Source organism: Parapedobacter deserti, from assembly GCF_042646065.1.
Classification (GTDB): Bacteria; Bacteroidota; Bacteroidia; order Sphingobacteriales; family Sphingobacteriaceae; genus Parapedobacter; species Parapedobacter deserti.
Genome location: NZ_JBHRTA010000038.1, coordinates 161,376 through 176,478, shown reverse-complemented (window position 1 = coordinate 176,478; position 15,103 = coordinate 161,376). Strand labels below are relative to the sequence as shown.

General features: G+C 50.8%; 11 protein-coding genes. 9 read left to right on the top strand and 2 right to left on the bottom strand.

The window, feature by feature from the left end:
* The first annotated feature begins 90 nt into the window (after nt 1-90).
* From ACFOET_RS13450 to ACFOET_RS13425, 6 genes are all read left to right on the top strand, one after another.
* Nucleotides 91-789, top strand: coding sequence for an NUDIX hydrolase (locus ACFOET_RS13450; protein WP_379023490.1), 699 nt, complete (start codon nt 91-93; stop codon nt 787-789).
* Nucleotides 790-901: 112 nt separating this feature from the next.
* Entirely contained in the window at nt 902-2,581 is a 1,680-nt protein-coding gene (locus tag ACFOET_RS13445; protein ID WP_379023488.1) for a ribulokinase, read from the top strand.
* Entirely contained in the window at nt 2,568-3,269 is a 702-nt protein-coding gene (araD, locus tag ACFOET_RS13440) for an L-ribulose-5-phosphate 4-epimerase AraD (protein WP_379023486.1), read from the top strand. Before ACFOET_RS13445 ends, araD begins: the two co-directional genes overlap by 14 nt.
* A 66-nt stretch (nt 3,270-3,335) precedes the next feature.
* The gene (araA, locus tag ACFOET_RS13435) at nt 3,336-4,832 is read left to right on the top strand and encodes an L-arabinose isomerase (RefSeq protein WP_379023484.1); all 1,497 of its coding nucleotides are present in this window, start codon (nt 3,336-3,338) and stop codon (nt 4,830-4,832) included.
* 45 nt (nt 4,833-4,877) lie between these two features.
* Nucleotides 4,878-6,629 (top strand): sodium:solute symporter, encoded by a 1,752-nt coding sequence (locus ACFOET_RS13430; RefSeq protein ID WP_379023482.1) that lies wholly within the window; start codon nt 4,878-4,880, stop codon nt 6,627-6,629.
* Nucleotides 6,630-6,672: 43 nt separating this feature from the next.
* Nucleotides 6,673-7,653: a sugar phosphate isomerase/epimerase family protein gene (locus ACFOET_RS13425; RefSeq protein ID WP_379023480.1), complete on the top strand. Its 981-nt coding sequence runs from the start codon at nt 6,673-6,675 to the stop codon at nt 7,651-7,653.
* Between the two features lie 17 nt (nt 7,654-7,670).
* Here ACFOET_RS13425 and ACFOET_RS13420 read toward each other — a convergent pair whose 3' ends face one another.
* The gene (locus ACFOET_RS13420; RefSeq protein WP_379023478.1) at nt 7,671-8,288 is read right to left on the bottom strand and encodes a potassium channel family protein; all 618 of its coding nucleotides are present in this window, start codon (nt 8,286-8,288) and stop codon (nt 7,671-7,673) included.
* Between the two features lie 29 nt (nt 8,289-8,317).
* Entirely contained in the window at nt 8,318-9,472 is a 1,155-nt protein-coding gene (locus ACFOET_RS13415; RefSeq protein ID WP_379023476.1) for an aldose epimerase family protein, read from the bottom strand.
* Between the two features lie 220 nt (nt 9,473-9,692).
* Between ACFOET_RS13415 and ACFOET_RS13410 the strand changes: the two genes are divergently transcribed.
* From ACFOET_RS13410 to ACFOET_RS13400, 3 genes are all read left to right on the top strand, one after another.
* Nucleotides 9,693-10,286, top strand: coding sequence for an RNA polymerase sigma-70 factor (locus ACFOET_RS13410; RefSeq protein ID WP_379023474.1), 594 nt, complete (start codon nt 9,693-9,695; stop codon nt 10,284-10,286).
* Between the two features lie 67 nt (nt 10,287-10,353).
* On the top strand, nt 10,354-11,565 hold the full coding sequence (locus ACFOET_RS13405; RefSeq protein WP_379023472.1) for a FecR family protein: 1,212 nt from the start codon (nt 10,354-10,356) through the stop codon (nt 11,563-11,565).
* A 160-nt stretch (nt 11,566-11,725) separates the two neighbouring features.
* Nucleotides 11,726-15,091 (top strand): SusC/RagA family TonB-linked outer membrane protein, encoded by a 3,366-nt coding sequence (locus tag ACFOET_RS13400; protein WP_379023470.1) that lies wholly within the window; start codon nt 11,726-11,728, stop codon nt 15,089-15,091.
* Nucleotides 15,092-15,103: the final 12 nt, after the last annotated feature.

Here is a 15,103-nt window from a genome sequence, read left to right as displayed (position 1 = left end):
TTGTTGTTAAATAGCTAATTTCCGTCAAATAATGCCATCTTAATCCAACTATCATTGCATCAACACATCAGCAATAGAAAACCTGAAGTTATGACAAAGTACGTTAAACAGACCCGCATTCTGGTAGCGGTAGACTGCATTATTTTCGGATTTGATGGTTACAATTTAAAACTACTCTTAATCAAAAGAGGATTTGAGCCTGAAAAAGACAAATGGAGTCTTATGGGTGGGTTTGTTCAATCTGACGAAAAACCGGAAGAAGCTGCTTCAAGGGTGCTCAAGCAGCTCACCGGGCTGAAAGATGTGTACATGGAGCAGCTATTGGTTTTTGGTGAACCAAACCGCGATCCCATCGAAAGGACCATCAGTATCACCTATTTCGCGCTCGTCGATATTAAAAAATACGAAAAGCAGCTTAGTGATGACTACCGTGCAGAATGGTTCCCGCTAAATCGCGTACCAAAGCTTATCTTTGACCACGACCGGATGGTACAAAACGCAAAAAGGAAACTGCGCTATAAGGCTGCATTGCACCCGATACTGTTCGAATTGCTGCCTGAAAAGTTTACCATACCGCAAATACTGACGCTTTACGAACAAGTGTATGACGTACAATTGGACAAACGCAATTTCACGCGGAAGCTGCGCTCCACCGGACTGCTTATTAAACAAATGGACAAGGATAAAGAAAACTCCAAGAAAGGGGCCTTTTATTATAAGCTTGACAAGGCAACGTACAAAGAGAAGTTTACAAAGTTCCTGAATTTCGTGTCCAATCCAGAATATTAAAACCATTGGCATACGGGCAATAAACAAATTTTTCTACCGTTTTTCTTTTAATTCTCGTTAATTAAATGTTATTTAGACACCACTAGCCAGTTTTGCGTAAAAAGAAATAGATATGAGCTATGTAATAGGGGTAGACTTCGGAACGGACTCGGTACGTTCGGTATTGGTAAATACGGTAAATGGGGAAGAAGTTGCATCATCCGTATTCGAATACCCGCGTTGGAAAAGGGGGCTGTACTGCGATCCCGCACAGAATCGGTTCAGACAGCATCCGCTTGACTATATTGAGGGGCTGGAACATACCGTACGCGCGTGCGTGAAACAAGGGGGAGCGTCCATCGCACGGCATATTGTAGGTATCTCTGCGGATACGACCGGATCTACCCCCGTAGCGGTAGACCAGCGGGGCGTGCCATTGTCCCTGCTGCCGGAGTTCGCGGATAATCCCAACGCCATGTTTGTGCTTTGGAAAGACCACACATCCATAACGGAGGCGGCAGAAATCAATGCGCTCGCTAAAAAATTCGAACCCAACTACCTCCGATACGTGGGTGGGATCTATTCATCAGAATGGTTCTGGGCAAAGCTACTCCATGTCTTCCGCCAGGATGAGGAAGTTCGTCGCGCTACCTACTCATGGGTAGAGCATTGTGACTGGATCCCCTTTTTGCTCTGCGGCGGAGAGCGGTTTACCGACATCAAACGAGGCGTTTGTTCTGCAGGGCATAAATCGCTCTGGGCCGTGGAATTCGGCGGCTTTCCTTCAAACGACTTTTTTGCATCCCTGGATCCGCTATTGGATGATTTCACTTCGAAACTGCCAAATCGGACGTTCACTGCCGACCAAGCGGCGGGTACCTTAAGCGAGACATGGGCTGAAAAACTGGGGCTTACAACCGACGTCGTGGTCGGGATCGGTGCCTTTGACTGCCACATGGGTGCCGTGGGCGGACAAATCGAGCCCTACTTCCTTAGCAAGATCATCGGAACATCGACATGCGATATTCTGGTAGCACCCAGAAATGAGATGGAGGGTAAGCTGGTCAACGGAATATGCGGGCAGGTGGATGGTTCGGTCATACCCGGTATGATCGGCCTCGAAGCGGGCCAATCCGCCTTTGGAGATGCGTATGCCTGGTTTAAAAATCTGCTATCGTGGCCATTGAACGCATTGGCTGCGGGCATACCTGATGACACCCTGCGCGATCACGTCCGCCAACTGGAAACGCAGCTTCTGGCAGAGCTGAGCAGGCAGGCTGCCCAACTTCCACCGGCCGAGCATTGCGAACTGGCCGTCGACTGGCTAAACGGCCGGCGCACGCCCGATGCCAACCAACTGCTCAAAGGTGCGATCACCGGAGTCGACCTGGCCACGGATGCCCCTCGGCTATTCCGCGCGTTGGTGGAAGCCACCGCCTTCGGCGCTAAGCGGATCGTTGATCGATTTATCGAGGAAGGCATACCGGTGAAAGGAATCATCGCCTTAGGAGGAATACCTCGCAAATCGCCGTTCGTGATGCAAATGATGGCCGATGTCATCGGCATGCCCATTAAGGTGCACCGGTCAGAACAAACATGTGCCATCGGTGCTGCCATGTTTGCCGCCACAGCAGCCGGCCTTTTCAGCCGCGTGGAAGATGCTATGGCGCAAATGGGGCAGGGCTTTGATAAGGAATACCTGCCAAATGCGGAGCACACCGCATTATATGTCAAGCGCTATCAGCGTTACCAACAATTGGGCGCATTTATTGAACACAGGTTGGACAATGATTTAAACCATGGAAAAATATAGTGCAATCAGACAATCGGCCTACGCCTGCAATATGCAACTGCCCCATTTGGGCCTGGTGTTGTTTACCTTCGGCAACGCCAGCGTTGCCGACCATGCAGAGGGTGTGTTCGCCATCAAGCCAAGCGGCGTAGCTTATGCCGATCTCACACCCGAGAAAATGGTCGTTGTAGACTTTGATGGGAGTGTCGTGGCGGGCGATTTACGTCCATCGTCCGATACGAAGACCCACGCGGTATTGTACAAACACTGGCCGGCAATCGGCGGAATCGTCCATACCCATTCAACGTATGCGACGGCTTGGGCCCAAAGCCAGCGCGACATCCCTATCTATGGCACCACGCATGCCGATCACCTGACAGCTGACATCCCCTGTGCTCCGCCTATGGCCGACGGCCAGATTGCGGGGAATTATGAATACGAAACGGGATTTCAGATCATCAATCATTTTGAGCAGCAACAGCTCGATTACCGCGAGGTAGAAATGATATTGGTGGGTAACCATGCGCCGTTTACTTGGGGAGCAACCGGGGAAAAAGCCGTCTATAATAGCGCAGTTCTGGAATATGTGGCGAAAATGGCCGCACTAACTGAGCAAATCAATCCCAGAGCGCCACGGCTTAAGGATTCGCTCATCAAAAAGCATTATGAACGGAAACACGGGCCGGATTCGTATTATGGCCAGTCGTAATGTGGACAACGGAGCAGGAACTAGGAATAAGCAAGAAAGAACAGGAACATCCAGCGAAAACAAAAAATGATCAATCTTAAGAACTTGGAATTGTGGTTCCTCACCGGGAGCCAGCATCTTTATGGAGAAGAAACACTCCGGCAGGCGGCCATACACGCAGAAGAAATCGCACGCTACTTAGACCAGTCGGCACAAATCCCCGTCAGCGTGGTTTTCAAACCTATCGTCAAAACCTCTGATGAGATTTACGCGGCCATAGCCGATGCGAACCATGCAACCAACTGTATCGGGATCATCACCTGGATGCACACGTTCTCTCCCGCAAAAATGTGGATACGGGGACTGAAGATTCTGAACAAGCCGTTGCTGCATCTCCACACACAATATAACCGCGATATTCCGTGGGACAGTATTGATATGGATTTCATGAACCTCAACCAAAGCGCGCATGGCGACCGTGAATTCGGTCATATCGTCTCCAAGCTACGCATCAACCGCAAGGTAATCACAGGCCACTGGCGGGACGGTAACGTGCTTAATCAGATCAACGTGTGGGCCCGCGCCGCGGCAGCTTGGCACGACTGGCAGGGCGCGCAATTCGCCCGCTTCGGCGATAATATGCGAAATGTGGCGGTTACCGACGGCGATAAAGTCACCGCCGAGGCCGAATTCGGCTTTTCCGTCAACACCCACGCGGTGGGCGATCTGGTGCAGGTAGTCAATGCTGTCTCTGAGGCCCAGATCGATCAGTTGATCGACGAATATGAGCATACGTATACCCTGGCCGCAAACGTGCGGCACGGCGGCGACAAACACCAGAACGTGCGCGATGCGGCGCAGATTGAAATCGGCCTGCGGCAATTCCTCGTAGACGGCGGTTTCAAGGGATTCTCCAACACATTCGAAGACCTGCATGGCTTGAAGCAGTTGCCCGGCATCGCCACGCAACGGCTTATGCAGGCAGGATTCGGCTATGCCGGTGAAGGCGACTGGAAGACCGCCGTACTGGTCCGCGCAGCAAAGGTCATGGCCGCCGGAATGCCTGGAGGCAACGCTTTCATGGAAGACTATACCTACCATTTAGACCCTTCAAATACCATGGTACTTGGAGCCCATATGCTCGAAGTGGACCCGGCCCTGGCCAATGGGAAGCCCAAACTGGAAGTGCATCCGCTGGGTATTGGCGGTAAAGAAGATCCTGCTAGGCTGGTTTTCGACGCTGCGGGAGGCCCAGCACTCAATGCGAGCCTTGTCGACATGGGCGATCGTTTTAGGCTGATTGTAAATGACGTCGAGGCACAGGAACCGCAGCACGGCCTTCCTAAATTACCGGTAGCCCGAGTATTATGGCGGCCGCTGCCTGACATGAACACCGGCTGCACCGCATGGATCTACGCAGGCGGTGCACACCACACGGTGTACAGTCAGAACCTCTCCGTGGAATACTTCAGGGACTTTGCGTCAATAGCCGGTATTGAGCTGCTTCACATCGGCAAAGACACGCGCCTGACCGAATTTCAAAAGGAAATCCAATGGAATGATGTGTATTACAAAATCCGATAACTTCAATTAAAAATGTACTAACTTTAACCCAAATTATAAACCGTTATGCAACTCCTTGAAACACTCGATTGGTTCGTCATAGCCTTTTACTTTTTATTGGTGGCAGGTATAGCCATCTGGTCCATGAGGAAGCGGAATGATTCGGCGCAGGACTATTTTCTCGCCGGAAAGAGCCTTGGATGGTTCGTCATCGGTGCATCCATCTTTGCCTCCAACATCGGTTCGGAGCACCTCGTAGGGCTAGCGGGATCGGGCGCTACTGACGGTGTGGCCATGGCGCACTACGAACTGCATGCATGGTGCCTGCTGGTCCTTGCCTGGATACTCGTGCCTTTCTATATGCGCTCCAAAGTGTTTACCATGCCCGAGTTTTTGGAGCGGCGTTTTTCTCCCCGTGCAAGAACAGTACTCTCGGCCATCTCATTGGTTGCTTATGTGTTAACGAAGCTCGCCGTCGGCGTGTACGCCGGCGGAATGGTTTTCACGAGCTTGCTACCGGAAGTAACCTTCATGGGATTCGACAGCTTCTGGGTGGGCTCTGTGCTGATCATTCTCCTCACGGGATTGTATACGGCCGTGGGCGGCATGAAGGCGGTTGCTTACACGGAGGCGTTCCAAACGGTGGTACTGATTATCGGTTCGGCACTGGTAACCATCCTCGGGTTGCAAGCGATCGGCGGCTGGTCGGAACTGCGGGCTACCGTAGGCGACGAGATGTTTAACCTTTGGAAGCCGTTGGTACCGGAAGGCGTGGAAGGCACTTGGAGCCCGGTAAAAGAAACGGGCAGGATGGCCTGGTACTTCAATGACAACTATCCGTGGGTCGGCATGCTGTTCTGTGCACCCATCATCGGCCTCTGGTACTGGACAACGGACCAGTATATCGTACAACGCGTGCTGGGCGCGCGCAATGAAACTGAAGCAAGAAGGGGATCCATCGCCGCTGCTTTTTTCAAGCTATTCCCGGTGTTCATTTTTATCATTCCCGGCATGATCTGCTACGCGTTGGCCTCCAGCGGGAAACTTCCCGCACTGACCGATCAGCTAATCGGCGATGATGGCGAAATTATACGCGACAATGCGCAGCAGGCGTTTCCCCTGATGGTTGCTCACGTCCTGCCCGTAGGCATACGGGGGCTGGTTGTTGCCGGGTTGCTTGCTGCATTGATGAGTTCGCTTGCCGGTGCATTCAATGCGTCGTCCACCCTCTTTACCATCGATTTCTATTCCAGACTGCGCCCTAATGTCCCCCAGCGAACCTTGGTATGGGTGGGACGTTTCGCCACCGTGGTAATGATCATTATCGGCTTGCTATGGATTCCGGTCATACGAGGCGGACGGGGGCTCTACGACTATCTCCAAGGTGTTCAAGCTTATCTTGCCCCGCCCATTGCGGTCGTCTTTTTTGCCGGGATCTTCCATAAGCGACTGAATTCCAAGGGATGCTTAGCAGCTTTGTACGCCGGGTTTTTTCTTGGTCTGTTGCGCCTAGCCATAGACACGCCCGTCAAATTGTCGGAAGGGTTTGCCTATACGGAAGGCTCTTTCTTATGGATTTTAAATAACATGTTTTTTCAATACTACAGCCTGATAATCTTCTTGATCAGTTTGGCAGTTATGTTCGTGGTAAGCTACGCCACGGCGCCGCCATCGTATGCTAAGATTGAGGGGCTTACCTTTGGTACCGTTACGGAAGAACACAAAGAAACCAGCCGGGCAAGCTGGACCAGATGGGATGTCATTGCCTCTGTGGGAATTATTGCGCTCATTTTAGCCGCATACATTTATTTCAGCTGATACCGAAACCGACTGTTTATCCACACATCACATTTCGCCTCATATGAATACCAATAGACGATCATTTTTAAAACAGGCAGGCGTAGGCGTGGCAGCTGCGTACCTCACCCCTTCCTTGTTTTCCTGCGCTTCGCAACCGCCGGTTGCTTCCGTTAGGGAACTCGGCCTGCAGCTCTATACCCTGCGCGATCAATTGGCTGAAAACCCAACTAAAACGCTTGCCCGTGTGGCTGAAATCGGATACAATCATGTCGAAACGTTCGGTGCTGAAATCAATATGGGCGGTAAGGCCACTTTTTGGGGGCTAAACGTCGGCAGTTTGCGCAGGCAGTTGGACGAAAACCGCTTAGAGACCCACAGCGGACATTATCTGCTCGACGAATTTCTGACGCCTGGAAATGGCAGCGAGGAGCTGCTCAAACGTTATATCGATACCGCAGCCGAGCTGGGCCAGCGCTACTTGATTGCCCCTGTACCCCCGCTGTTGCTGATCGACAAGCTTACCGCAGACGACTACCGCTTCATGGCAGACCAGCTGAATAAAGGCGGAACGCTTGCGGCTAAAGCTGGGCTTAAAGTTGGCTACCACAATCACTTCTGGGAGTTCCGTACGCTGGCGGATGGCAGCAAAGGATTAGACATCCTGATCGATAATACGGATAGCGACCTCGTCGTTTTTGAACTGGACCTGTTTTGGAGCGAAAAATCTGGAACGGATAGCTTATCTTATTTCGAACAGTATCCGGGACGTTTCCCGCTGTGGCACATCAAAGACATGGATCCGGACAATACTGCGCCGGTTATCGGCCCGGATTATGACAATAAATCGGTAATGGAAATCACGTCGGCGATTACCTATGCCGAGGTCGGAACCGGAAGCATCGACTTTAAAAAAATAATGGCGGAGGGAAAAACAGCCGGACTACAATATGCGTTTGTTGAACAGGATGTCATCACTATTGATCCGTTCGAAAGCGTCGCCAAGAGCCATGACTATGCAATGGCAGAGCTGATAAACAAATAGAAGCATATGCGTTGATGCTATTGTTTTTTAAACGATTCTACCTTTTCGTTGAGATACGATATTGCGGTACCAAAAGTCGCGATACCACAGAAGATGAGCACAGATGCCAGGGCTTTGCCAGTAGTCGTTACCGGATAAAAGTCGCCGTACCCTACCGTGGTGATTGTGATGTAACTCCACCACAAAGCATCCTCGGCGGTTACGATATTGCCTATATCCTGTTCCACATACAATACTGCCGTGGTGCACAGCACGAGGGTTGTATAGGAAGTGAATACCACGAATCCGTATAATGTTGCGGCTCTATTGTGCCGAATAAACGAAATCAGTAACTTAAAGGATTTGATGATCCGCAATACCCGGAAAACCCGGAAAATTCGAATATAGCGGAATTCAGACACCATCGGAATAGAAGACAACAGATCAAGCCACCCCGTCGTATAAAGATATCTCCATTTATTCGGGGCATGGTAAACCTGCCTGAAAAAGTCAATCAGGAAAATGGCGCAAAGTGAAAAATCAAAATATCCGATCAACTGATATATTTCAGAATCGGCGGGGATGAAGAACGTAACGGATAGCAGGATAATGCTAAAAACCGAAAGTAACGCAATAACAATATTAAAAACACTCATTACGGATCAAGCATCCCCTTTGGTCCTACTTATTGGGCCCGGAACTGGTATACCGTCCTTGTCTTATATTCCGAACCTTTTTCCAAAACGGTGGTAGGGAAATCCGGCCTATTGGGTGCGTCCGGGAAATGCTGGGTTTCCAAGCAAAACGCCGAGCGATATCCGTAGGTCTTTCCACCCTTGGCGTGCTGCACGTTGTCCATAAAATTGCCGCTATAAAACTGCAGCCCAGGCTCTTCCGTAAGGACATCCATCACAATGCCCGTCTTTGGGCTCTCCACCGTAGCCACCAATTGCAACCCTGGGTCCTTTTTAAGCACAAAGTTGTGATCATACCCCTTGCCCAGCATTAACTGATCATCGGCCGTATCAATTCTCGCGCCAATAGCAGTCGGCTGACGGAAATCAAAAGGTGTATCTTCCACGGGCGTGATTTCGCCGGTGGGAATGAGGGTCTCGTCGACCGGAGTGTAGCCGTCTGCACGGATGGTAAGCAAATGATCAAGGATGGTGCTGTCACCCTCGCCGCTGAGGTTGAAATAGGCGTGGTTGGTCAGATTCACTACGGTGGCTTTGTCCGTGGTGGCGTGATAAGCGATATCCAGCCCATTGTCCGAGGTCAGCGTATACACAACGGTCGTTTCCAACTTACCTGGATAGCCGGCATCTCCATCCGGAGATACATATTGCAATTCAAGACTGCTGTCCGTTACATGTTTGACTTCCCATACCTTTGCAAAGAAGCCGTTTGTACCGCCATGCAGGCTATTCGGTCCGTCATTCAGTTCCAGTTGATACCGCTGCCCATTCAGCTCAAACTGTCCCTTGGCGATGCGGTTTCCGTAACGGCCGACAACGGCTCCATAAAAGCCTTCCCCTGGCTGCCGGTAAGTAGCCAGATCCCTATAGCCAAGTACCACGTCTACCAGGTTCCCGTTTTTATCGGGCACGTGCAGACTAACCACGCGCGCGCCGTAATTGGTAATGGCAGCAACAGCCGTCCCGTTTGTCAGCGTATAAAGCTTAACGGAGTCCCCATCGATGTCGGCATCGAAATCCGCAGGCGACACCGTTAAAACCGACACCGAATCAGTGTCAGCTGATTGTTCTTGAGAAGGATTGCAGGCCGACAGGCCGGCTGCGGCCAACAAAGCGGCTAAATAGACACTAGTATTATTCTTCATGATCAAAAGGTTCAATAAATGTATCATGGCAAAGATAACAGTTATATTCAGATATAAAACAACGAGACTTTCAAACCGATCGTAGCAATGTTTACTACCCTTACCGCCCGATCAAATAGCCCGCTGGCCATCGCCTATTCGACCGCGGTTTACTATATATTAATCAGGAAACAACAATTTTTTTACGTATTTTGGCCAACCAAAGGAGAGTACCAATAAAATGACCGTAAATTTCAACGAAGAAGAAGCATTGGCCCGTTCGGCAGATGGAGATCATGCGGCCTTTCGGTTAATTTATGACTACTATTCTCCACGTGTCTATCATTTTGCCTTAAAATATTTAAAATCCAAAGAACAAGCTGAGGAAATCGTACAAGAAGTATTCCTTAAACTTTGGAAATGCGGCAAATCCCTATCGACAATTAAAGACCTGGATCATTACCTGTTCATCCTCTCACGCAATCAAGCTTTCGATCAGCTTCGCCTACAGAAAACGTATGCCAGACATACCGATACGTTTACGGCCAGGTATGACGACCGCACCAACAACACTGAGGAAACCATATTTTTGGGCGAAACCCGCCGCATACTCGATGAAGGCGTCGCAAAACTCCCCCCGCAACAGAAGCGCGTATACCAACTATGCCATCAGCGGGGGTTGAAGTATGACGAAGCCGCGGCCCAACTGAACCTTTCGCCCCAAACCGTGCACCGCCACATGAAGCTGGCCCTGCGCTTTCTTCGCACTTATCTTCAAAACCATGCCGACCTGGCGGTACTGTGCATCGTTTTTTATCTATTTGCGGCAAAATAAAAAAAAACTTAAATCCGTTGCCCCGTTCTTGCCGCCGCTACGTCTTTATTAAACAAAGCGCCACCAAATGGACCAACATCGCATTGCGTACCTGCACCATCGCTACTTGACGGATACCCTCTCGCCAGCTGAAGCACGGGAGTGGCAGCAGTTGCTGGCAGATCCAATGCATGAAGCCTCGATCAAATCGCTTATGCAAGCGACGTGGAGCGAGGTGCCTCTCACCGAGCAGGCTGATTTCCCCGCTAAGCGTGCTACCATAATCTTCAACCGCATGCTTCCCGCCACTCGTCGTACGCGCTTACCCGTTTGGCTTCGTGTGGCTGCCATCTTCATGGCTTGCGCGCTGGTTGGCTACTTCGTCATAGATAGCCGCCGTGGCAGCAATGAGCAGCAGGTAACGCAACTGGATATTCAGCCTGGGCGCAATAAAGCCATGCTTACCCTGGCCAACGGGCGGACAGTCGATCTGAGCGAGGCACAGGCGGGAATCATCGTTGGGGACGGAATTACATACCTTGATGGAACTTCCGTGTTGGGTGCACAGGACAATAAGGGAAGAGGAAAAGGCTCACGTCCGCTTTCGCTCGCTACGCCAAAGGGGGGCACCTATCAGGTTACCTTACCGGACGGCACGAAAGTATGGCTCAATTCCGCTTCTACGCTGAACTATCCCTCGCAGTTTGATGGTGATGAACGGGTGGTAATGCTGGAAGGCGAAGCCTACTTCGAGGTAAGTGAACAGGTGACCAAAATTCCATTTAAGGTAATGACCAAAAGCCAGGAGGTAGAAGTACTCGGCACCCAATTCAATATCGCTGCATACGAAGATGAACAGGAAACCAAGACCACATTGATAGAAGGACGGGTGCGGGTAAAGGCCGATCCGCAGGTAGCCACCATGCGCAAGACGCCATCCGCAACACCCAATACCCGATACGTTATACTATCTCCTGGCCAGCAATCCATCACCCAAAACGGGCACATTGAAGTCAATGATGTAGATACCAGTGCTGCGGTAGCCTGGCTAAATGGGCGGTTCAGCCTTGATGGCAAAAGCCTTCACCAAGTGATGCGTGAACTGGCAAGGTGGTATGACATTAACGTTAAATATGAAGGCGAAGTGCCCGACATCCGTTTTTTCGGAGGCATTCACCGCAACAACAAGCTGTCCACCGTAATGAACCTGCTTGAAACCAACGGGATAGCATACCGATTGGAAGCCGACCGGACACTTATCTTATCATCTACAAAACAACAAAACAGAAAGGAGGGCTAGCGGAAATAACAATTTTACCCAATACCAAGAAATAAACAGGAAGGTGGTCTCAGCACCTTCCCGTAAAACAGTTCGGACGACAACGCTCATCCGTGTGAATAAATAATGTGACTATCCAAACCGTACAAACTTAATGAATAAAAACGACTATCTCAGAGCGATGAAACTTCTCATAGTATTGCATCTGACCGCGTTTCTTCAGGTAAGCGTAGCAAGTTATGCGCAAACCATTACGTATCGCGGGAAAAATCAGCCGCTGCTGTACGTGCTGCAAGAAATTAAGAACCAAACTGATTACGAATTCGTGGGCAACATAGCTATGCTTGAGCAGGCCACACCGGTAAGCATGGATGTAAAAAACATGCCGCTGACAAATTTTCTTGACCTGCTGCTCCATTCACAAAACTTAAGCTACCGCATAGTGGAGAAAACGATCATGCTAGAGCGTAAGGACATTGCTGCCAAGCCGCAGGAAGCCACGCCGGCCCGGCAGCAGCCCATCCGGGGCGTTGTCTTGGGCACGGTCAACGACAGGCAGGTCCCACTTGCCGGCGCTACCATCGCCCTGAAAGGCAGGCCCGGTGTGGTGGCCGATGACGAGGGCAGGTTTGTCATCACCGAATTACCCATAGACAACAAACTTGTCATCAGCTACATTGGCTATCAGCCGCAAACCGTTACGCTCGTTGCCGGCAAGACCGCGTATACCATCGTGCTGGAAGAAGAAGCCAGCCAAATGGATGAGGTAGTGGTTACCGGCTATCAAGTCATCAACCGCGACACGTATACTGGCACGGCAGTCACCAAAAGCGGAGAGGAACTCCGACAGGTCGCTCCGCAAAACGTCTTCCAAGCCATGCAGGTGTTTGATCCCTCTTTCCGATTAATGGACAATAACCTCAATGGCTCAAATCCAAACATGCTTCCTAATATCACCGTGAGAGGTTCTTCAGCACTTCCTGTTGGAACGGACGGCGACGTCCTCCGCCGGGACAATATTACTGGAGCCAGCAACCTCCCGGTATTTATCCTAGACGGTTATCAAGTGGATATACAAAAGGTATTTGACCTGGACATGATGCGCATCGAGTCGGTTACGCTGCTAAAGGACGCCGCTGCTACGGCCGTTTATGGCTCCCGCGCTGCCAATGGCGTCATGGTCATTACGACGAAGGCTCCCAAAGATGGTAAGCTCCAGCTTTCATATACCCACGAGACGTACGTCACCGGGCCAGATCTGACGGAGTACAATGTATTAAACGCTGCCGAAAAACTGGAATACGAGCGGTTAGCCGGTGTGTACGACAACGAAACACAAAACATACCGCAAGATGAATTGGACGTACGTTACTATCAGAAAATGGCCAGTGTGGTCGGTGGGGTGAATACCTATTGGCTGTCCCAGCCGTTACGGACCGCCGTTGGCCAGCGGCACGGCCTCTTTGCCGAGGGTGGGTCCCAGGCGTTCCGGTATGGTATTGACCTGCGCTACCAGACCCGGCCAGGTGTGATGAAGGGCTCGCACCGGAACCAATATTCCGGAAACATGAACTTCCGCTACGACCTGAACAACAAAATCCGTTTCCAAAACGAATTGGCCGTCACCGCTATGGGATCGCAGGAATCGCCTTACGGCTATTTTTCCCAGTATGTGCGGATGAATCCCTACTACCGGATGACGGATGACAATGGCAACATCATCCAAAATCCGGAGCTGCTACAACGACGGATTGCGTCGGGTGCTTATGAATACGACACCCTGATGAATCCGTTGTTCAACGCTACCCTGAGTAGCTTCAACCGAAATCGCTATACCGAAATTATCAATAACTTCGCCGGGGAATTTGAGCTAGCTCCCAACCTCCGTTTGCGTGGCCAGCTTAGCATGACCCGGCGTATGAGCTATGGTGATGATTATGTCTCCCCATTGGCCAATGAATTTTTTGTGTATGAGCCTTCCCGTGCCAATGAAAAGGGGCGATACGTCAGCAGCAACACGGATGAAACCTTCTGGGATGGCAACGTTCGGCTAAACTGGATCAAACAGATCAACGATCACAGCGTCAACTTTGTCACCGCGGCGAATATGCGCACGGACCGGTCAGATTGGCGCTCTTTTACCGCTATAGGTTTCCCCAATGACCGCTTCACCAGTATCGGCTTTGCTCGGGGATACGTTGAAAATGAGTCGCCCCGTAGCCGGCTCGACGTAGCCCGTCTTTTTGGCGTACTGGCAAGCACCAACTATTCCTTCCGTAACCGATATCTGCTCGATGCCACGGTCCGCGCTGACGGTTCGTCTCGTTTTGGCACCAACAACCGTATTGCACCCTTTTGGTCTGTCGGTATCGGATGGAACGTACATGACGAACCCTGGTTTTCCAATAATGTCGTCAGCCTTTTACGCTTACGTTCCACCACCGGACTAACCGGGTCGGTTGAGTTTTCTCCTTTTATGTCGCGAACGACCTACAATTACCAACAAAACAATTGGTACTCTTCCGGTTTAGGTGCTATCGTCTCCCGTTACGGAAACGAAAACCTGGCATGGCAACAAACGCAGAACACCGACGTTGGATTTGACCTGGGCCTTCTTTCTGACCGGATCCTGATTACGTCAAGGCTCTACCACCGTCTTACCCGTGACATCCTGACGGATATTAGTATCGCTCCATCCACCGGCTTCGTAGACTACAAGGAAAACCTTGGCGATATGGAAAACCGAGGAGCAGAGTTAAACGCTACTTTTACAGCGGTCCGAAATGCCGACTGGACAGTTACTTTTACGGGCAACTTCGCCCACAACACCAATAAAATCGTCCGGATTTCCAATTCGTTGAAGAGCTATAACGACCGCGTCAATGACGCACAGCAACGGGATCCGGAGCGTGGGCAGGAAGACTTACGGGGCGTGCCGTTATTACGCTACGAAGAAGGGCAAGCCTTGCACGCCATTTATGCTGTGCCCTCCCTGGGTATCGATCCGGAAAACGGAAAAGAAATCTTCATCAAACGTGATGGCTCATTGACGTATGATTGGGATGCACGTGATATCACCGTTGTCGGAGATCCCACCCCTATCGCCGAAGGTTCTTTCGGTACCACCATTCGCTTTAAGCAGTTCACCTTGGTTTCTTTTTTCCTGACACGCTTCGGGGGCGACCAATACAACCAAACGCTTGTGGATCGCGTGGAAAATGCCGACCCCAGATACAATGTGGATCGTCGGGTACTTGAAAAAAAATGGCAGCAGCCCGGTGATGTCACGTTCTTCAAAAATATTGCTGATCTTGGTGAGACAAGGGTGTCGTCCCGGTTTGTCATGCCGGACAACATGTTGTCGTTACAATCGTTATTCCTATCTTACGATGTAGACCCGCGTGTGGCGTCCCGGTTGTCCATGTCGCGCCTCCGGGTCGCGGTCACCGCCAACGACCTGTTCTACTGGTCATCGGTACAGCAAGAGCGTGGTATAAACTATCCGTTTGCCCGAACAGTAATGTTTTCCCTTCAAGCCGGATTTTAAGTTCAATTTATG

Bases quoted from the DNA above. Each gene is read 5' to 3' on its own strand.
- ACFOET_RS13450 (WP_379023490.1), top strand. From the start codon at position 91: ATGACAAAGTACGTTAAACAGACCCGCATTCTGGTAGCGGTAGACTGC.
- ACFOET_RS13445 (WP_379023488.1), top strand. From the start codon at position 902: ATGAGCTATGTAATAGGGGTAGACTTCGGAACGGACTCGGTACGTTCG.
- araD (WP_379023486.1), top strand. From the start codon at position 2,568: ATGGAAAAATATAGTGCAATCAGACAATCGGCCTACGCCTGCAATATG.
- araA (WP_379023484.1), top strand. From the start codon at position 3,336: ATGATCAATCTTAAGAACTTGGAATTGTGGTTCCTCACCGGGAGCCAG.
- ACFOET_RS13430 (WP_379023482.1), top strand. From the start codon at position 4,878: ATGCAACTCCTTGAAACACTCGATTGGTTCGTCATAGCCTTTTACTTT.
- ACFOET_RS13425 (WP_379023480.1), top strand. From the start codon at position 6,673: ATGAATACCAATAGACGATCATTTTTAAAACAGGCAGGCGTAGGCGTG.
- ACFOET_RS13420 (WP_379023478.1), bottom strand. From the start codon at position 8,288: ATGAGTGTTTTTAATATTGTTATTGCGTTACTTTCGGTTTTTAGCATT.
- ACFOET_RS13415 (WP_379023476.1), bottom strand. From the start codon at position 9,472: ATGAAGAATAATACTAGTGTCTATTTAGCCGCTTTGTTGGCCGCAGCC.
- ACFOET_RS13410 (WP_379023474.1), top strand. From the start codon at position 9,693: ATGACCGTAAATTTCAACGAAGAAGAAGCATTGGCCCGTTCGGCAGAT.
- ACFOET_RS13405 (WP_379023472.1), top strand. From the start codon at position 10,354: ATGGACCAACATCGCATTGCGTACCTGCACCATCGCTACTTGACGGAT.
- ACFOET_RS13400 (WP_379023470.1), top strand. From the start codon at position 11,726: ATGAAACTTCTCATAGTATTGCATCTGACCGCGTTTCTTCAGGTAAGC.